This window comes from Modestobacter sp. KNN46-3 (assembly GCF_011039295.1).
The window spans coordinates 26,834-45,363 of the sequence record NZ_JAAKGN010000003.1 but is presented as its reverse complement, the minus strand read 5'-3'; the positions used below and the strand labels follow the sequence as shown (position 1 = coordinate 45,363).

18 protein-coding genes are annotated in these 18,530 nt (G+C 74.9%); 9 read left to right on the top strand and 9 right to left on the bottom strand.

Features of this window, described 5'->3' with window-relative positions:
* Positions 1-18 precede the first annotated feature (18 nt).
* Positions 19-1,842 (bottom strand): copper resistance protein CopC, encoded by a 1,824-nt coding sequence (locus G5C62_RS02015; RefSeq protein WP_241175654.1) that lies wholly within the window; start codon positions 1,840-1,842, stop codon positions 19-21.
* A gap of 111 nt (positions 1,843-1,953) precedes the next feature.
* Between G5C62_RS02015 and G5C62_RS02010 the strand changes: the two genes are divergently transcribed.
* The 5 genes from G5C62_RS02010 to G5C62_RS01995 all read left to right on the top strand — a co-directional run bounded on the left by G5C62_RS02010 (position 1,954) and on the right by G5C62_RS01995 (position 6,445).
* Positions 1,954-3,393 carry an MFS transporter gene (locus tag G5C62_RS02010; protein WP_164699812.1) on the top strand — a complete coding sequence of 480 codons (1,440 nt, stop codon included), beginning with the start codon at positions 1,954-1,956 and terminating at the stop codon, positions 3,391-3,393.
* 57 nt (positions 3,394-3,450) lie between these two features.
* Positions 3,451-3,579, top strand: coding sequence for a putative leader peptide (locus tag G5C62_RS28465; RefSeq protein ID WP_277424749.1), 129 nt, complete (start codon positions 3,451-3,453; stop codon positions 3,577-3,579).
* A gap of 91 nt (positions 3,580-3,670) precedes the next feature.
* On the top strand, positions 3,671-4,681 hold the full coding sequence (locus tag G5C62_RS02005; RefSeq protein WP_164699811.1) for a sulfite exporter TauE/SafE family protein: 1,011 nt from the start codon (positions 3,671-3,673) through the stop codon (positions 4,679-4,681).
* 111 nt (positions 4,682-4,792) lie between these two features.
* Complete coding sequence (locus G5C62_RS02000; RefSeq protein WP_164699810.1) at positions 4,793-5,806, top strand: NAD(P)/FAD-dependent oxidoreductase; 1,014 nt, start codon at positions 4,793-4,795, stop codon at positions 5,804-5,806.
* Between the two features lie 9 nt (positions 5,807-5,815).
* Positions 5,816-6,445, top strand: a complete 630-nt coding sequence (locus tag G5C62_RS01995; protein ID WP_164699809.1) for a bifunctional 2-polyprenyl-6-hydroxyphenol methylase/3-demethylubiquinol 3-O-methyltransferase UbiG — start codon at positions 5,816-5,818, stop codon at positions 6,443-6,445.
* A 29-nt stretch (positions 6,446-6,474) separates the two neighbouring features.
* Here G5C62_RS01995 and G5C62_RS01990 read toward each other — a convergent pair whose 3' ends face one another.
* From G5C62_RS01990 to G5C62_RS01975, 4 genes are all read right to left on the bottom strand, one after another.
* Positions 6,475-7,455: an NAD-dependent epimerase/dehydratase family protein gene (locus tag G5C62_RS01990; RefSeq protein WP_164699808.1), complete on the bottom strand. Its 981-nt coding sequence runs from the start codon at positions 7,453-7,455 to the stop codon at positions 6,475-6,477.
* Positions 7,456-7,610: 155 nt separating this feature from the next.
* Positions 7,611-8,090, bottom strand: coding sequence for a DUF5994 family protein (locus tag G5C62_RS01985; RefSeq protein ID WP_036333310.1), 480 nt, complete (start codon positions 8,088-8,090; stop codon positions 7,611-7,613).
* A 351-nt stretch (positions 8,091-8,441) separates the two neighbouring features.
* Complete coding sequence (gene typA / locus G5C62_RS01980; protein WP_036333312.1) at positions 8,442-10,331, bottom strand: translational GTPase TypA; 1,890 nt, start codon at positions 10,329-10,331, stop codon at positions 8,442-8,444.
* Positions 10,332-10,531: 200 nt separating this feature from the next.
* Positions 10,532-10,870: a hypothetical protein gene (locus G5C62_RS01975; protein ID WP_164699807.1), complete on the bottom strand. Its 339-nt coding sequence runs from the start codon at positions 10,868-10,870 to the stop codon at positions 10,532-10,534.
* Positions 10,871-11,101: 231 nt separating this feature from the next.
* On the opposite strand from G5C62_RS01975, the gene G5C62_RS01970 reads away from it, so the two are divergent.
* The gene (locus tag G5C62_RS01970; protein ID WP_164699806.1) at positions 11,102-13,216 is read left to right on the top strand and encodes a bifunctional diguanylate cyclase/phosphodiesterase; all 2,115 of its coding nucleotides are present in this window, start codon (positions 11,102-11,104) and stop codon (positions 13,214-13,216) included.
* Positions 13,217-13,291: 75 nt separating this feature from the next.
* Here the strand turns inward: G5C62_RS01970 and G5C62_RS01965 are convergent, their stop codons facing one another.
* A complete protein-coding gene (locus tag G5C62_RS01965; protein ID WP_164699805.1) occupies positions 13,292-13,849 on the bottom strand; it encodes a YceI family protein in 558 nt (185 codons plus the stop codon).
* Positions 13,850-13,938: 89 nt separating this feature from the next.
* On the opposite strand from G5C62_RS01965, the gene G5C62_RS01960 reads away from it, so the two are divergent.
* From G5C62_RS01960 to G5C62_RS27735, 3 genes are all read left to right on the top strand, one after another.
* The gene (locus G5C62_RS01960; protein ID WP_052090608.1) at positions 13,939-14,445 is read left to right on the top strand and encodes a MarR family winged helix-turn-helix transcriptional regulator; all 507 of its coding nucleotides are present in this window, start codon (positions 13,939-13,941) and stop codon (positions 14,443-14,445) included.
* Between the two features lie 119 nt (positions 14,446-14,564).
* Positions 14,565-15,065: a type IV toxin-antitoxin system AbiEi family antitoxin gene (locus tag G5C62_RS27740; protein WP_231557963.1), complete on the top strand. Its 501-nt coding sequence runs from the start codon at positions 14,565-14,567 to the stop codon at positions 15,063-15,065.
* 160 nt (positions 15,066-15,225) lie between these two features.
* The gene (locus tag G5C62_RS27735; RefSeq protein ID WP_241175653.1) at positions 15,226-15,435 is read left to right on the top strand and encodes an endonuclease domain-containing protein; all 210 of its coding nucleotides are present in this window, start codon (positions 15,226-15,228) and stop codon (positions 15,433-15,435) included.
* Between the two features lie 94 nt (positions 15,436-15,529).
* On the opposite strand, the gene G5C62_RS01950 is transcribed toward G5C62_RS27735, so the two are convergent.
* From G5C62_RS01950 to G5C62_RS01940, 3 genes are all read right to left on the bottom strand, one after another.
* Complete coding sequence (locus G5C62_RS01950; protein ID WP_164699804.1) at positions 15,530-16,690, bottom strand: glycerophosphodiester phosphodiesterase; 1,161 nt, start codon at positions 16,688-16,690, stop codon at positions 15,530-15,532.
* Between the two features lie 172 nt (positions 16,691-16,862).
* Positions 16,863-17,627 carry a crotonase/enoyl-CoA hydratase family protein gene (locus tag G5C62_RS01945; RefSeq protein WP_036333319.1) on the bottom strand — a complete coding sequence of 255 codons (765 nt, stop codon included), beginning with the start codon at positions 17,625-17,627 and terminating at the stop codon, positions 16,863-16,865.
* A 29-nt stretch (positions 17,628-17,656) separates the two neighbouring features.
* Complete coding sequence (locus tag G5C62_RS01940; protein ID WP_036333390.1) at positions 17,657-18,511, bottom strand: patatin-like phospholipase family protein; 855 nt, start codon at positions 18,509-18,511, stop codon at positions 17,657-17,659.
* Positions 18,512-18,530: the final 19 nt, after the last annotated feature.

Here is an 18,530-nt window from a genome sequence, read left to right as displayed (position 1 = left end):
GGTCTGGTGCAGGGGGTGTCAGCGCACCGGGAAGACGGTGCTGGCGGTGGCCGCGGTGAACTCGTCCAGCCGGACGGTCACGGTGAGGGTCCAGCTGCCGTCGGTGGGCAGCGTCGGGTCGCCGACGTAGTGGCCGGGCCCGGCCGGGGCGAGGTCGACATCCAGCGGGCCGATCTCCTGCCCCACCTCGGTGAGGGTGACCCCGATCTGCTGCGGCTGGGTCAGCCGCCCGTCGGCGTCGAAGAGGTAGACGTGCAGCGTGGTCGGCCCGGGGGTGGCCGGGTCGAGGAGGACCTGCACCGTGCCGGCGCCGGTCGTGCCACCGGCCGACTGGAGCGGCAGGGTCACCTCGACCGGCTGGGCGACGGCGGCCTTCGCCGGCGGCGTGCCGACCAGCACCGCGGACAACGCGAGGACGACGGCCGCCCCGACGAGCTCGACCAGCACCGCGCGGCGCAGCACGCCGATCGTCGCCGGCGGCTCGGCAGCAGGGTCCTCGGTGGCGGGGTCTCCGGTGGCGGGGCCGTCGGTGGTGGATGCCTCCCCCGCGGCGAACGCCTGCGCGACGACCCGGCGCGAGGGACGGCGGCGGGTGCCCACCCGCTGCTGCACCCAGTCCCGGCTCACCAGCGCGGCGACCAGCACCAGCAGCACGAGGACGACCTTCGCCACCAGCACCCAGCCGTAGGTGGTGGCGAAGAGCGCGGACACCGACCCGACCTCGCGGACCGACTGCAGCACCCCGGTGACGACCAGCGCGCCGATGCAGCCGGCCGCCAGCGACGACCACCGGGGCAGCGCGGCGGCCAGCTCCCCCGCCGGCGTCGGCCCTCGGAGGGCGCCGGCGAACAGCGCGACCAGCCCGCCCAGCCAGGCACTCATCGCCGCGACGTGCACGGCGGCCACCGCCACGGCCAGCACCGGCAGCGGCCCGGCGACCGGGTGACCCACCGCGGCGACGGCGACCACCAGCGCGGCGGCGAGCCCCCCGGCGGCGATCAGCCAGCCCGTCCCCGGCGCCCTCCCCCGCCGCCAGCCACGCAGCAGGACGGCGGCCAGCAGCCCGGCGAGCACCACCCGCAGCAGCAGCGTCCGGCCGAAGGTCGAGTCCAGAGTGGTGCCCAGCAGCTGCGGGTCCACCAGCGACCCGAGCCCGCTCCCGGCGGCGTAGGGGCCCTGCAGCAGCAGCGAGAGCACCCCGCCGACCACGACCGCGGCCAGCCCGGCACCGGCCAGCCGCCGCAGCCGCGGCACCGCCCAGCCCCCCGGCCAGCAGGTGGCCAGCACCAGCGGGACGCCGAGCCCGAGGGTCAGGCCGAGGTAGCTCAGCCAGCGGGCGACCGGCAGCGCCACGGCCACGCCCGGGTCCGCGCCGTCCCCCTCGCCGACGGAGCCGGCCGCCACCAGCTCCCCCTCACCCACCGCGAAGGAGAAGGCACCCGAGACGGGATGGGAGTCCGCCGAGACCACCCGGTAGGTCACCACGTAGCCGGCGTCGGGCAGCTGGTCGCGCAGCGGCACCGTGAGGGTGCTGCCGCGCACCTCGGCGGCCCCGGTGTCGACCCGCTCCCCCTCGCCGTCGAGCACCCGCGCGTAGCCGGCGCCGAGGGAGACCGGCTCGTCGAACTCGATGACCACCTCGGCCGGCGCGAAGTCCAGCCGGGCGCTGTCGGCCGGCGTCGTCGTCACCACGGTGGCGTGCGCGGCCGCCGGCCGCGCGGTGCCCACGTCGACGAGCACGCCGAGCAGCACCCCCAGCAACAGGAGGGCGCCGGACAGCCGGCGCACCCCCACCCGGGGACGGCGGTGGGCTGCTCGCCGGGTCCGCTCCTGCTGCTGCACGGTTGCACAGTCGTCCGGGCCCGCCGTCCAGTTCCCGGCCGTGCGCGGCGGGGGACGAGAGCCGGGCCACACCGGAGGTGCGCAGCCGCCGGCGTCGACCAGGATGACCCGGTGACCGCGACCCCGCCCGCCGCGGCCGGTCCGCCGCCGCTCGCCGGTCAGCCGGTCGCGCTGGGCACCGCCCCGGGCCGCTGGGTGCTTCTGGCCACCGTGCTCGCCTCGGCGATAGCGCTGCTCGACGCCACCGCGGTCACCGTCGCGCTCCCCTCGATCAGCCGGGACCTCGGCTCGTCCCTGTCCGGGCTGCAGTGGACGGTGACCGGGTACACGCTCGCGCTGGCCTCGCTCGTGCTGCTCGGCGGCTCCCTGGGCGACCGGTACGGACGCCGCCGGGTCTTCGTGCTCGGGGTCGTCTGGTTCGCCGTCGCCTCGCTGGCCTGCGGGCTGGCGCAGACGACCGGCCAGCTCGTCACCGCGCGGGTGCTGCAGGGCGTCGGCGGGGCACTGCTGACCCCCGGGAGCCTGGCGATCATCCAGGCGTCCTTCCGGCACCAGGACCGGCCGCGGGCGATCGGCCTGTGGTCGGCGCTGGGTGGGCTGGCCGGGCTGGTCGGCCCGTTCCTGGCCGGCTTCCTGGTCGACACGGTGGGCTGGCGCTGGGTGTTCGGGATCAACGTGCCGTTCGCGGTGGTCGTCGTCCTGGTGGCCGCCCGGCACCTGCCGGAGAGCCGGGACCCCGGGCGCACCGGGCGCTTCGACGTGCTCGGCGCCGTCCTCGGTGCGCTGGCCCTGGCCGGGGTCACCGACGCGCTGATCTCGGCGGGCAGCGACCCCGGGAGCCCGGAGGTGGTGGTCGCCGCGGCGGTCGGTGTGCTGGCCGGGGCGGCGTTCGTCGTCCGGGAGCGCCGGGCGGCCCAGCCGATGCTGCCGCTGGGGATCTTCGCCGACCGTCAGTTCACCGGCGCCAACCTGAGCACCCTGGCGGTGTACGGGGCGCTGGGTGGCGTCATGTTCTTCCTCGTCCTGCAGCTGCAGACCGTGCTCGGCTACGACGCCACCGCGGCCGGCGCCGCGTTGCTGCCCACGATCCTGGTGATCACGCTGCTGTCGGCCCGGGCCGGCGCGCTCGCCCAGCGGATCGGGCCGCGGCTGCCGATGACCGTCGGCCCGCTGGTGTCCGCCGGTGGCCTGCTGTGGCTCACCCGGGTCGGGCCCGGCAGCTCCTGGTGGGTCGACGTGCTGCCCGGCTCGCTCGGCCTGGGGCTGGGCATGTCGCTGGTGGTGGCCCCGCTGACCGCGACCGTCCTCGGCGCCGCCCCCGACCACCTGGCCGGGGTGGCCAGCGGGGTCAACAACGCCGTCGCCCGGGCGGCGAACCTGCTCGCGATCGCGGCGCTGCCGGTGGCGGTCGGGCTCTCCGGCGACGACCACACCGACGCCGCGTCGTTCAGCTCCGGCTACTCGCTGGCCGTGGGCCTCTGTGCGGGGGTGATGGTGCTGGGCGCCGCGGTCTCCTGGGCGACCGTGCGCGACGACGTCCTGCGGACGTGACGGGGCACTCCCGGCCCCCTTGCCCACAATCTCTACCAACATGGTAGGAATGTCGGCGTGACGACGACGGCGAGCACCGGTGGGCTCCCCACCCGCCTCCCGTCCACCCTCCCCGGCGCCTTCCTGGTGAGCCGCCTGCACGTCGACCTGCTCCGGGTCAGCACCGCCGCCTGTCCGGCCCGCTGACCTCCCGCGCCGTCCGGCGCCCCTCGTCCACCGCGGTCCGCTGCGCCCTCACCCGGCGCGCCCGCACCCTGGAACCCGGAGCACCTCCCTCGTGAAGACCCTGATCCTGCTCGCCCTCGCGGGCCTCGGCGCCCAGCTCGTCGACGGCAGCCTGGGCATGGGCTACGGCGTCACCTCGACGACGCTGCTGCTCGCCATCGGCACCAACCCGGCCGCCGCCTCGGCCACGGTGCACCTCGCCGAGATCGGCACCAACCTCGCCTCGGGGCTTTCGCACTGGAAGTTCGGCAACGTCGACTGGAAGGTCGTCGCCCGGATCGGCGTCCCCGGCGCGATCGGCGCCTTCATCGGGGCGACCGTGCTGTCGAACCTCTCCACCGCGATCGCCGCGCCGGTGATGTCGCTGATCCTGCTGGGCCTGGGCCTCTACCTGCTGATCCGGTTCACCCTGCGCGGCCTCGACAAGCGCCAGCTGGGCAAGCCGATGCGCAAGCGGTTCCTGGCCCCGCTCGGCCTGACCGCGGGCTTCATCGACGCCACCGGCGGTGGCGGCTGGGGCCCGGTCAGCACCCCGGCCATCCTGGCCAGCGGCCGGATGGAGCCGCGCAAGACGATCGGCTCGGTCGACACCTCGGAGTTCCTGGTCTCCCTCGCCGCGAGCCTGGGCTTCCTCTTCGCCCTCGGCAGCCAGGGCATCAACGCCTTCTGGGTGCTCGGCCTGCTGGCCGGTGGCCTGGTCGCCGCACCGCTGGCCGCCTGGCTGGTCCGCTTCGTCCCGCCACGCCTGCTGGGCGCCGGGGTCGGCGGGATGATCGTCTCCACCAACGCGACGAGCCTGCTCGGCAGCGACTGGGTCGGTGCCAGCGACCCGGTCCGATACGCGGTGCTCACGGTCGTCTACGTCACCTGGGCGGCAGCGGTGGTCTGGTCGTTCCGCGAGTACCGCAGGGAGCGGGCACAGGAGGCGGCCGAGGCGCTGGTCGCCGAGGCGGAGCAGCTGGCCGAGCAGGAGCGGGTGGCCCGCGCCGAGCGCCGGGCACACCCCAACCAGGTGGCGCCGGTGGACGCCGACGGCCTCCCGGCGGGCCGCACGCACTGCTGACGGTTTTGCCGTAGCGGCAAGGATCCTTGCCAGCTTCGCCTGCCCCGGCGCACTGTCGGACCCGGCGGGTCACCACCCCGGTGACCCGCCGTCCGAGCAGAGGAGCGCACGGTGGAGACGGAGTACGACGTGGTGGTGGTCGGCGGTGGCGCCGCCGGCCTCAGCGGTGCGCTGGCGCTCAGCCGCGCCCGCCGATCGGTGCTGGTGGTGGACGGCGGGGCGCCCCGCAACGCCCCAGCCGCGCACGCGCACAACTACCTGGGCCGCGAGGGCACGCCGCCGCGCGAGCTTCTGGCGATCGGCCGGGGCGAGGTGGCCGGCTACGGCGGGGAGTTCACCGACGGTGAGGTGACCTCGGCCGCCCCGGTCGACGGCGGCTTCGAGGTGCGGCTGGCCGACGGGCGGTCGGTGCGCAGCCGGCGGCTGCTGGTGACCACCGGGCTGGTGGACGAACTGCCCGACGTCCCGGGGGTCCTCGAGCTCTGGGGCAGCGCCGTCCTGCACTGCCCGTACTGCCACGGCTGGGAGGTGCGCGACCAGGCGATCGGCGTGCTGGCCACCAGCGCCGTCGGTGTGCACCAGGCGCTGATGTGGCGGCAGTGGAGCGCCGACGTCACCCTCTTCCTGCACACCGGCCCGCAGCCCACCGAGGACGAGTGGGAGCAGCTGGCCGCGCGGGGCATCAGCGTGGTCGTCGGTGAGGTCGCCGGCCTGGAGTCCGCCGACGGGCGGCTGACCGGCGTCCGGCTCGACGACGGCACGGTCTTCGCCCGTGACGCAGTGGTGGTGGCCCCGCGGTTCACCGCACGGGCCGGCGTCCTGGAGTCACTGGGGCTCGAGGCGGTCGAGCAGCGGATGGGCGAGCTGGTGATGGGCAGCGGGGTGCCGGTGGACGGCACCGGCGCGACCGCCGTCCCCGGGGTCTGGGCGGCCGGGAACGTCACCGACATCAAGGCCCAGGTGATCAGCTCGGCCGCGGCCGGGCTCACCGCCGGGGCGGCGGTCAACGCCGACCTGATCATGGAGGACACCCGCCGGGCCGTGGCCGGACGCCGGGTCTTCTCCCCCGCCGTCGAGCGGGAGCTGTGCGACCAGGTGCTCGGCGACCGCCGGCACGGGATCTGAGGAGGAACGGTGCACGACCACCAGCAGCCGGCGAACGACCTCCACGACCACGCCGCCTGGGAGGAGCGCTACTCCGCCGCGGCGGCGCTCTGGAGCGGCCGGGTCAACCCCACGCTCGCCGCACAGGCGGCCGACCTGCCCCCGGGGCGGGCCCTGGACGTCGGCTGCGGCGAGGGCGGCGACACCCTGTGGCTGGCCTCCCGCGGCTGGCAGGTGACCGGCCTGGACTGGTCGCAGACCGCCCTCGACCGCGGCGCCGCCCAGGCGTCCGCCGCCGGGCTCGGCGACCGGACGACCTGGGTGCAGGGCGACGTCGCCACCTGGCAGCCCGCCGCCGCGGCGTTCGACCTGGTCACCGCCCACTTCCTGCACCCGGAGGCCGCGGTGCGCCAGGTGCTGGTGCCCCGGCTGGCCGCGGCCGTCGCCACCGGCGGCACGCTGCTGTGGGTCGGTCACGGGTACGACGAGGAGCGCGCCGCCGTGTGGGGCGCGGACCGCTTCGCCGCAGCCGCCGACGTCCTCGCCGACCTGGACCTGCAGGAGTGGGACGTCGTCCTGGCCGGCACCCAGCCGCGGCCGGCCGGCGAGAACGGCCACCACCACGCCGACGAGGTGGTGCGGGTCCGCCGCCGGGGCTGAGCCGACGGGTCGAGCCACCTGGGGGTGGGTCAACCCGCAGACGTCAGCAGCCGCTGCTCCAGGTCGGGAGGCAGGCCCGGCAGCTCCCGGCCGGCCGGGGGCTGCGGGCGGTCACCGGTCTGCATCCGGGCCCAGGTGTCGGCGACCGAGTCGCGCACCGGGCGGGAGGGCAGGCCGAGTTCCCGGGCCCGGCTGGTGTCGACGTCCCAGGCGGTGCGGGCGGCGCCGGTGGCCAGCCACAGCGGCAGGTGCGTCCACTCCTGGACGCCGGCCGACAGCAGCTCCGCCTCGGGCACCGGCACCCACTCCGCATCCCCGCCGGTGACCTCCCGGCAGGTGTCCAGCAGCCCGCCGAACGTCGTCATCCCGGCCGGGCCGGTGGCGTTGACCGGGCCACCCTGCCCGCGCTCGGCCATCTCGACCAGCCAACCGGCCAGGTCGCGGGCGTCGATCAGGGCGATCGGCTGGTCCAGCCCCTCGGCCGGGACGACGACCCGCCCACCGGCGGCGATCCGGTCCAGCCACCAGCCCAGCCGGGACAGGGGGTCGTGCGGCCCGACGATCAGCCCGGCCCGGGCGGTCAGGAACCGCTCCCCCAGCACTGCGCCCAGCACCCGCTCGGCGTGCGCCTTGACCGGCCCGTAGGTGTCCTCGTCGGAGTCCCAGGTCGGCTCCTGCTCGCCGGCAATGGGCCCCGGCGGCCAGGCCCGGTAGGCGTTCAGGCTGCTGACGAAGGCGTAGCCGGCGACGTCGGCGAGCGCGGCCGCTGCGTGTACCGCCGCCGCGCGGGTCTGGCAGGAGGTGTCGACGACCAGCTCGGGGCGCCAGCCGTCCAGTGCGGCCGGCAGGGCGGCGGGGTCGTCCCGGTCACCGGTGAGTGACCGGGCGCCGACCGGCGGTGCGCCGGAGACGCCGCGGGTGAACGTGGCCACCTCGTGACCGCGGTCCAGCGCCGCGGAGACGACGTGCCGGCCGAGGAAGTGCGTGCCGCCGAGGACGAGGAGTCGCATGCCCCGACCTCAGCGCAGCCGTCCGGCCGCCGTCCAGCCCGTTCGCTCTCGGCTCACTGCCGGTCCGGGTGGAGCCGCCGCACCGTCCGGGGAGCCGCGTCGCGGCACGGCCAGACGGTCGGCGACCCGGCTCAGGGTGCGGGGGCGCGACCTCGTCAGCCGGCGCGGACGCCGGCCAGCGGGACGACCTGGGGCCGGGACGGGGCGGTGAGCAGCCCGCGCTGCGGGTTGCCGGTGTCCTCGCGCAGGCCGGCGAGCCGGAGCGCCCGGACACCGGTGAGCGCGTCGGCCTCCGGCGGCACCACGAGCAGGTCGACCCGACGCTCGCCGTCCACGGTCAGGGAGACCAGCTGCTGGTCCATGCTCGCGAACCCGCCGGTGCGCACGGTGCGGTCGCCGATCAGCATCTTGCGGGCCGGCGGCTCGTCCCAGGCGCCCACGGCGTAGGTGAAGCGGTCGATCCGCACGCCCAGGCTCTGCAGCGCCGCCGCGAGCTCGCGCAGCTCGACGGAGAGCAGTCGACTGCGTGGCCACCACGCGCCGTCGAACGTCCCGTCGGTCGCTGCCGTCGCCGGGCGCAGCCGCACCCGCACGTCGATCCCGTTCCGGAAACCTGCTGCCCGCTGGACCGTCATCGGCTCCCCGACCACCTCTCACACCGTTCCCCCAGGTGCACCCGGCCTCCCCCGGCGAGCACACCTCTCCGGACCGGAACGTACGACCGCCGCCGCGACACCCCGGCGCGCCACGAGGAGAGCCGTCGAACCCGGTCGCCTCGCTCGGCGGGCCATCACGAACCGTGATCGAGCGGCAACTCTCGACACAGAGACCCCACCCGTCTCAGCAGACCTCGCGGCGCGCCGGACCCCCGGGACGACGAACGCCGCCGTCCCCCGAGGGGGACGACGGCGTCGGTCAGCTCGTCCGGCCCCCTCGCAGGGCCCCGCCGCGAGCCTGCGAGCGGTGGGGGGCGAGGGGGTCCTTCGTCAGGGCTTGGGCTTCCGGTTCCGGGACCGACCGCGGATCGTCTGGTCCAGCTCCACCTTGCGCACCCGGACCGCGCCCGGCGTGACCTCCACGCACTCGTCCTCGGCACAGAACTCCAGCGCCTGCTCCAGGTTGAGCAGCTTCGGCGGGATGAGCCGCTCCAGCTCCTCGGAGGTGGCCTTGCGCATGTTGGTGAGCTTCTTCTCCTTGGTGATGTTCACGTCCATGTCGTCCGGACGCGAGTTCTCACCGATGACCATGCCCTCGTAGACCGTCGTGCCCGGCTCGACCATCATCTGGCCGCGCTCCTGCAGCGAGAACATCGAGTACGTCGTCGCCACGCCGGTGCGGTCGGCCACCAGCGAGCCGGTCGGGCGTGCGCGCATGTCGCCCAGCCACGGCTCGTAGCCCTCGAGGTTGTGGTTCAGCACGCCGGTGCCGCGGGTCTCGGTGAGGAACTCGGTGCGGAACCCGATCAGGCCACGCGAGGGGACGATGTACTCCATCCGCGCCCAGCCCGTGTCGTGGTGCACCAGGTTCTCCAGCCGCCCGCGCCGGACGGCCAGGGCCTGGGTCAGGGTGCCGACGTACTCACCCGGGGTGTCGATGGTGACCCGCTCGACCGGCTCGTGCAGCTTGCCGTCGATCTCCTTGGTGACCACCTGCGGGCGGCCGACGGTGAGCTCGAACTCCTCGCGGCGCAGCTGCTCGACCAGGATCGCCAGCGCCAGCTCGCCGCGGCCCTGCATCTCCCAGGTGTCGGGGCGCTCGGTGGGCAGCATCCGCACCGAGACGTTGCCGACCAGCTCCTGGTCGAGCCGGTTCTTGATCAGCCGGGCGGTGAGCTTCTTGCCCGACTTGCCCGAGATCGGGCTGGTGTTGATGCCGATGGTGATCGAGATCGACGGCTCGTCGACGGTGATCGCCGGCAGCGGGCGCGGGTCGTTCGGGTCGGCGAGGGTGTCGCCGATCATGATGTCCTCGATGCCGGCGATGGCGATCAGGTCGCCGGGGCCGGCGCTGTCGGCCGGGGTGCGGGTGAGGCCCTCGGTGACCAGCAGCTCGGTGATCTTGGTGCGGGTGATGGTGCCGTCGGCCTTGCACCACGCCACCTGCTGGCCCCGCTTCATCTCACCGGAGTGGATGCGCAGCAGCGCCAGCCGGCCCAGGAACGGCGAGGCGTCGAGGTTGGTGACCTGCGCGCGCAGCGGCTCCTCGGCGTCGTAGACCGGCGCCGGCACGGTGTCCAGCAGCGTCTTGACCAGCGGGCCAAGGTCCGGGCTGTCCGGGACGGTGCCGTTCTCGGGCTTGTTCAGCGACGCCTGGCCGGTACGGCCGTTGCAGTAGACGATCGGGAACTCGAGGGTCTCCGCGGGCAGGCCGGCGTCCTCGAGCAGCTCCATGAACAGCTCGTAGGTCTCGTCGACGACCTCCTCGATGCGGGCGTCCTGACGGTCGGTCTTGTTGACCGCGAGGATGACCGGCATCCCCTTGGCCAGCGCCTTGCGGAGCACGAACCGGGTCTGCGGCAGCGGACCCTCGGAGGCGTCGACGAGCAGAACGACACCGTCCACCATCGACAGCGCACGCTCCACCTCGCCACCGAAGTCGGCGTGGCCCGGGGTGTCGACGATGTTCACGACGACGGGGTTGCCGTCCCCGTCGGCGAGGCGGATCGCGGTGTTCTTGGCGAGGATGGTGATCCCGCGCTCGCGCTCGAGCTCGCCGGAGTCCATGACCCGGTCCTGCGTGGAGTCGTTGTCCGTCCCCTCGCCCTTCGAGCGCCCGAGGGCACCGGCCTGCCGGAGCAGGGCGTCGACCAGGGTGGTCTTGCCGTGGTCGACGTGGGCGATGATCGCCACGTTGCGCAGGTCGTTGCGGGTGGGCATGCGGAGAGGCACCTCAGGGGATCGCGTGGGGGTCTGCGCGCAGCGGCGCGCGACAGGTGCAACGGCACGGGCGGCCGAGACCTTCCCATGGTAAGGGACGACGGCCCCCTGCCGAGCGGCTGTGACCGGTCTACCACTCTTGAAGGACCTTGGTCCCCCTCATCCCTCGCAGGCTCGGGACGAGCCTCTGGACCGAGGCCTCACGACGACGGCCGGTCCGCCACCACCCAGGACACCGCGGCGGCGACCACCGTCACCAGCCCGACCGCCAGCCAGGCCGGCCAGCCGACGCCGATCGCCAGCACGTGCGCCAGGACGAAGGCGGCCACGTAGCCGACCGCCAACGCGGCGGCGATCGCCGGCCCGCGACGGCGGTACCAGAGCCACCCGGCGGCCAGGCCGCCCACGGCGAACACGACGCCGCCGAGCGCCCGCACGCCGGTGCCCTGGGCCACGCCGAACCCGGCGGCCAGTCCGACGGCCACCGCGACGGCCGACGGGAAGCGGGTCTGCACGCGACTGAGGGTCGAGGTCGACATGTCGCCCAGTGTCCCAGCGTCCGTGGGCCGGTGGGGTCGGTCCCGGGCGGCGGCGACCGGCGCCGCCGTGGGCCGGGTCGAGGCCACGACGGCACTGTCGTGCGGGAGCAGTGGAGTCCCGCTGCCTACCCGTGGGTTCCCTTCGGCGGCCGGGCGCAGCGCGGGCTGATCGGTGATCCTGGGCGGTACGGTTCGCCGTCCGAGTCCGTCGGACGGTGCGAGGAGTCGCCGATGACCCAGCACGCCGGGCCACCACCGTGGGTGGCCGAGGGGTCCTGGCGCGCGCGGACGACGGAGGCGCTGACCTCGATCAGCGAGGCGGTCTGCTTCCTGGACGCCGAGTACCGCTACACCTGGGTCAACGCCGCCGCCGAGCGGCTGCTGGAGCGGACGGCCGCCGAGCTCGTCGGCCAGGTGCTGTGGACGCAGTTCCCGGACCGGCCCGGTGCCGCGTGGCAGGAGTCGGTCCGCCGGGCCCGGGCGACGGGTGAGAGCCAGCAGCTGGAGTTCTTCTACGAACCGCTGGACCGGTGGTTCGAGGTGCGCACCTACCCCGTCCTCGACGACCTGGTCCTGTTCTTCCGCGACGTGCACGAACGCCGCACCCTGGACGAGGAGCGAGCCGCGGAGTCCTCGCTGGTCCGGGCGGTGCTCAACGCACTGCCGGCCCGCACGGCCATCCTCGACGGCGACGGGACGATCCTGACCACCAACGCGGCGTGGGCCCTGGGGACGACGGCGGCGGGGCGGCCGGCCGCGTGCCAGACCGGCGACGACTACCTGGCCGCCTGCCGGGCCCTGGCCGCCACGGGCGACCCCGACGCCCGGATCGCGGTCGAGGGCCTGGAGGCGGTGCTGGCGCGGCGGGCGCCGTCCTTCTCCTTCGACTACTGCCCGCCACCCGCCGCCGGTACCGCACCGCCCGGCAGCTGGTGGCACCTGCAGGCCTTCCCGGTGGACGGCAGACCGGGCCTCGTCGTCACCCACACCGACATCACCGACCGGGTGCGCGCCGAACAGCAGGCCGCCTGGCAGGCCCGCCACGACCACCTCACCGAGCTGCCCAACCGGGCCGCCCTGCACGAGACGATCGCCGGGGCGCTGGCCGAGGACGGCGGCCCGGTGACCGTCCTGTACCTGGACGTCGACGGGTTCAAGCAGGTCAACGACTCGCTCGGGCACTCGGTCGGCGATCTGCTGCTGCAGGAGCTGGCGGCGCGGCTGTCCCGGCGGACCCGCGCCACGGACGTGGTCGGCCGGCTCGGCGGCGACGAGTTCGTCGTCGTCGCCCGCGACTGCGACGCCCCGGCCGGGGAGCTGCTGGCCCGGCGGTTCCGCGCGGTCTTCGACGACCCCTTCGAGCTCGCCGGGACCCGGCTGTCGCTGACCGCCAGCATCGGGACGGCCACCTCCGACCCGGCGCACACCGGGCCCGAGGACCTGCTCCGGGACGCCGACGCCGCGATGTACGCCGCCAAGTCCGACGGCCGGGACCAGCACCTGCACTTCACCCCGGCCCTGCGCGCGAGCCTGGAGGACCGGTGGCAGGTCGTCAGCCACCTGCGGAACGCGGCAGCGCTGGACCAGCTGACCGTGTGCTGGCAGCCGGTGGTGCACCTGCCCAGCGGCGACGTGACCGGGTGCGAGGCGCTCCTGCGATGGGACCACCCGCACCGCGGCCGACTCGAGCCCGCCGGGTTCGTCCCGATCGCCGAGGAGACCGGGGTGATCGTGCCGATCACCCGCTGGCTGCTGCGGACGGCGATCGACCAGGCCGAGGCGTGGCGGGCCGAGGGCCACCAGCTGGCCGTGGCGGTCAACGTGAGCGCCGTCCACCTCTCCGCCGGGACACTGGTCGACGACGTCCTCGAGGCGCTGGCCGAGCGCGACCTGGACCCGGGGAGCCTGGTGCTGGAGCTGACCGAGACGGCGCTGGCACGCGATCCCGAGCACGCGGTGGCCCAATTCCGTGCACTGCGCGCCCACGGCGTCCGGATCGCCATCGACGACTTCGGAGCCGGGTACAGCTCCCTGGCGGCGGTGGCCTCGCTGCCCGCGGACGTGCTCAAGGTGGACCGGGCGCTCGTCGCCGGCCCCCTGCCGGCCGCCGCCACGGCTCCCGAGGCGCTCCTCGGCGCGGTCGCTGCCCTGGGTGCGGCGCTGGACATGGCGGTGCTCGCCGAAGGGGTGGAGACCGCCGAGCAGCTGGAGCTGGCCCGCCGGGTGGGGTGCACCTACGCCCAGGGCCACCACCTCTGCCCGCCGGTGACCGGCGAGCGGCTGGGTGCGCTGCTCACCGAGGGCCGGCGGCAGACCGGGCACCAGCGCCTGCCCGCCCATCTCTGAGACGCAGCAGAGCTCCCACCCGGCCGGGTGGGAGCTCTGCTGTCAGGGCCGCCCCCAGGAGGACGGGGTCCTTCCTCAGGCGGTGCGGAGCACGCCCTCGATCTCGAGCTCGACCTCGATCTTGTCGCCGACGACGACGCCGCCGCCGTCCATCGGCATGTCGATGTCCACGCCGAACTCCTTGCGAGAGATGGAGGTCTTGCCGGAGAAGCCGGCGCGCGTGCCGCCGTAGGCGTCCGGGCCGAAGCCGTTGAGCTCCAGGGCCAGGGTGACCGGCTTGGTGATGCCCTTGATCGTCAGGTCACCCTCGACGACCCAGTCCTCGCCCTTGTTGCGCACGCCGGTGGAGCGGAACTCCATCACGGTGTGGTTGCCGGTGTCGAAGAAGTCCGCGGACTTGATGTGCGCGTCGCGCTGCTCCTGGCGGGTGTCGATCGAGTCCATGTCGATCGTGGCGTGCACCGCGGACTGCGACGGGTCCTCGGCGGTGACGATCTCGCCGGAGAACTCGCGGAAGTAGCCGCGGACCTTGCTGACCATCATGTGGCGGACCGAGAAGCCCACCGTGGAGTGGGAGGCGTCGATGTCCCACGTGCCGACGACGTAGCCGGGGATCTGGGTGGTGCTGGCCATGGTGACCTCCGAGTGGTTGAGCGTTTGACTGCCTGCGTCCTGCGGTAGCGTAGTTGAATGCTTGAGTATTCCGCCAGTACCCTCGCACCATGACGAGTGACGTGTCCCCCGCGGCGCGGGCTGTCCCGGTCCCGCCGGCCGCGACGCGCTGGCTGGACGCCGAGGAACAGCGCGCCTGGCGCGCCTGGCTGTACAGCTGGATGCTGCTCGACGACCGGCTCGACCGCGAGCTGACCCGGGAGACGGGCATCTCGCACGCCTACTACGAGATCCTCGTCCAGCTGTCGGAGACCGAGGGCCGGCAGCTGCGGATGAGCCAGCTCGCCGAACGCTGCCTGTCCTCCCGCAGCCGGCTCTCCCACGCGGTCTCCCGGCTCGAGGAACGCGGGTGGGTCCGCCGGCAGGTCTGCCCCGAGGACGGGCGTGGGCAGCTCGCCGTCCTCACCGACGAGGGGTTCGCGGCGCTGGAGGGTGCCGCCCCGGTGCACGTGGAGAGCGTGCGCAGCCACCTGTTCGACCAGCTCAGCCCGGAGCAGGTCGCCGCGATGCAGGACATCGGCGAGACCCTGCTGCGCCACCTGAACGACGAGGCGTAGCCGCCCGCACCGAGTGACAGCTCAGCGGGCTTCCCGGGCCGGGGAAGCCCGCTGAGCTGTCACTCACCGGCTGTGGACGGCGGCAGCGGCGACCTGCCCGGCTGCGGCAGGGTGCGGCGGTGCCCCGCCCGACCCGCCGTCCCGAGCGACTCCGCGGCCGCGTCTTCCGCGGTACGGCAGCCGTCCGCAGCGGACTGCTCACCCCGGACGACCTCCGCAGTGCCGCCTGGGTGCGACTGTTCCCCGACGTCTACGCCGACGCCGCCCTCGACCTCACCCACACGGTGCGCGCGCAGGCGGTGGGCCGGCTGCTGCTCCCGCACGGCGTCGTCTCCGGGGGCAGCGCCGCGGTGCTCTGGGGACTGACCGACCTCGCCCGACCGGAGGACGACGTGGAGGTGACAGTCGCACCCGGGACGCCCCGCGGCGCCGCTCCCGGGATGGCGGTGCGCCGCCGCGTCCTCCCCGGAGAGCGGGTGCGTCCCGTCGAGGGAGTCCGCGCGACCGCGCCGGAGACGACCGCGCTGGAGCTCGCCGGACGCTCCCCCTCGACGACGGCGTCGTCCTGCTGGACCGGTTCGTGGCGGCGCGGACCACCACGCTGGCGACCCTGCGGCTGACGGCCGCCGAGCTGACCGGCCGCGGGTGCCGCCGGGCCCGGACGGCGTGCGCTCTCGCCGACGGCCTGGCCGCCTCCCCGCCGGAGACCCGGCTCCGGCTCTTGCTCGGCCGGTCGTCGCTGCCGCCGCCGGTGGCCCAGCACGTGGTCCGGCACGGCGGGTGTTCCTGGCGCGGGTCGACTTCGCCTGGCCGGAGCGCCGCATCGCACTGGAGTACGAGGGCGCGTGGCACACCACCCGGGTCGCCGCGGACCGCCGGCGGATCGAGCTGCTGCAGGCGGCCGGCTGGCGGGTCCTGTTCGTCACCGCAGCGGACCTGCACTCCCCCGCCGAGCTGCTCGCGAGGATCGCCGCCGCACTCAGCGAGTGACAGCACAGCGGGCTTCCCGGGTCGGGAAAGCCCGCTGAGCTGTCAGTCACCGCGCCCTGACCGCGGGCGGGCCGGTGGCCCGCCCGCGGCTGCGTCAGGCGGCCGGGGCCACCTCGACGTCCGCGTCCAGGAAGAGGTCGCGGGTGAGGACGCCGGTGTCCGGGTTGTCGGTGAAGATGCCGTCCACGCCGGCCGCCCAGAACGCCAGCTGCTCCTCCAGCGCCCGGCCGTAGGCCGCCGGGTCGGTCCCCTCGTCGAGGTCGGCCGGCAGGAACTCGTTCTCGTTGCGGAACGTGTACGGGTGCACCAGCAGGTCGACGGCGTGGGCGTCCGCGACGAAGGACGTCGGCTCCCCCAGCGTCCCGTCCTCGGCCAGCGGGATCACCTGCGACTTCTCCGGGCCCACCCCGTCGGCGTACCGGGAGATCACGGCCAGCCCGACCGCGGTGGACAGGTCGGCGTAGGTGTACGGCAGGCCCGCGGCGACCAGGTCGGCCGGGGCGCCACTGGCCGACAGCAGCTGCACCAGCGGCACCTTCACCCCGGCGGCGTCCAGCTCCCGGAGGTTCGTCGTCTCGAACGACTGCAGGAACACCGGGGAACGGCGCCGGTCCAGGTCCGCCTCGCGCAGGTCGGCCACCAGCGGCTCCTCGAGCGAGAGCCCGATCCCGTCGAAGTAGGTGGGGTGCTTGGTCTCGATGTAGGCCCCGATCTCCCGGCGCAGCTCCCGGCTGAGGTCCTCGCGCAGCTGGAGGAACTCGTCCAGCGTCGGCACCGCGAACAGGCCGTCGTAGAGGGTGTTCTCCTCCCGCAGCTCGGGCAGCCGCTCGACCGCGCGCAGCGTCTGCAGCTCCGCCAGCGTGAAGTCCTCGGTGAACCAGCCGGTCAGCTCCACCCCGTCGATCGTCTTGGTCGTCTGCCGGTCGGCGAACTCCGGGCGGTCGGCCACGTCGGTGGTGCCGGAGATCTCGTTCTCGTGCCGGCAGACCAGCACCGCGTCGGCGGTGCTGACCGCGTCGCACTCGATGTAGTCCGCGCCCATCCGGGCGGCCAGCTCGTAGGAGGCCAGCGTGTGCTCCGGCCGGTAGCCGGAGGCGCCGCGGTGACCGATGACCAGCAGGTCCTCGGCGGGATCGACTCCGTGGTCGGCACCGCTCGGCGCAGTGGCCGAGGACGCCGGGGCGACCACCAGGGACAGCAGGACGGCGAGCAGCGCTGTCAGCACAGCGGCGGACAGCCGGGACGTACGGCTCATCGGGACTCCCACGGGCTCGGACGGCGACCCTCGCCGACGGCCCGCCCGTCAGCACAGTGGGACCACAGCCCCCGCACAGGCAATGCCCGGCGAACAACGGGTGAAGCCCACCACCGTCCACGGCGGGTCGCCCGGCGGGTCGCGTCAGCGGGTCACCGCCGCGCCCGGGGACTCACTCCCCGCGCCACACCGGGGCGCGCTTCTCGGCGAAGGCGCGAGCGCCCTCCAGTGCGTCGGCCGAGCCGAACACCTGGTCGGCCAGCTCCCGCTGGGCCTCGAGCGCGGCCCTGTCGGTCCAGCCGACCGACCCGGCGATCAGCTGCTTGCTGGCCCGGACCCCGAGCGGGCCGTTGACCGCGATCCGCGCGGCCAGCTCCCGCGCCCCGGCCAGCGCACCCCCGGGCTCGGTGAGGACGTTGACCAGCCCGAACCGGTGCGCCTCCTCGGCGGGCAGCGGGTCACCGGTCAGCGCCATCTCCATCGCGCGCTGGTAGGGCAGCGCCTTGGCCAGTCGGAGCACCCCACCGCCGGCGGCGAACAGCCCGCGCTTGACCTCCGGGATGCCGAACCGGGCGTCCCGGGCGGCCACCACCAGGTCGGCGGAGAGCGCCAGCTCGCAGCCGCCGGCCAGCGCCCAGCCCTCGACCGCGGCGATCAGCGGCTTGGCCGGCGGCGCCTCGGTGAGCCCGGCGAACCCGCGGCCCTCGATCCGCGGGCGCTCGCCGCGGGCGAAGGCCTTGAGGTCCATGCCCGCGCAAAAGGTCCCGCCGGCGCCGGTCAGCACCAGGACGGCGACGTCGTCGCGGGCCTCGAACTCGTCGATCGCGGCCGCCAGGGCCTCGGTCGTCGCCAGGTCGACGGCGTTCTTCGCCGCCGGCCGGTTCAGGGTCAGCACCCCGACCCCGTCAGTCACCTCGGTGAGCACTGGTGCGGTCATGGCCTGTCCTCTCGTCCGGTCGGCATGGGTCAGCCCTGCCACACGTCGGCGACCCGGGCGGCGACGCTCGCCGCCTGGGCGCGCCCGGCCCGGGCCGATGGCGCGCGGGCGGCGGGGTCGAGCACGTTCTTGCCGATGGCGGCCCGGCTCGCCGCGTCCGGGGAGACGACGGCGACCCGGCTGACCAGGCCGGTGACCTGGGCGTCGACGCTGGCCATCGGGCCGGTGCCGCGCGGCAGGGGAGCGATCACCACGATCCGGTCGTAGGCGGCGGCCAGGTCGGCGTTGGCCGTGGAGCGCATGCCGCCGTCCATGTAGCGCTTGTCGCCGACGGTCACTGGCGGGTAGACGCCCGGGACGGCGCAGCTGGCGCCCACGGCGGTGACCAGGTCGACCCCGGACTTCCGGGTGAAGGTGGTGAACTCACCGTCGGCGGTGTCGATCGCGGTGACCACCAGCGGCCGGTCGGGCCACTGCGCCCCGGCGAGCCGGGACTCGATCGCGGCCCGGCGCTCCTCCTCCGACGGCGTCCGGCCGGTGTCGGCGGCGGTGCGCGCCAGCTGCCCGATCCGGCGGCGGAAGGCCACGTCGTCGCGGCGGGCCAGCAGCATGGCCAGCCCGTAGCGGGCCAGCGTGCCGCGGCCCAGCCGGGAGGCGCGCTCGTTCGGACCGACCGGCTCCAGCTGTCGCGCGTGCAACGACTCGACGTCGGCGCCGGTGGTGAGCAGGGCGCCGACCACCGAGCCGGCCGAGGTGCCGACGACGAGGTCGGCCGTGCTCAGGTCGATGCCGGCCTCGGCGAGCCCGGCGACGACCCCGATCTCCCAGGCGATGCCGGTGATGCCGCCGCCACCGAGGACCAGGGCCGTGCGCTGAGAGCTCATCAGGCCATCCTGACGCACG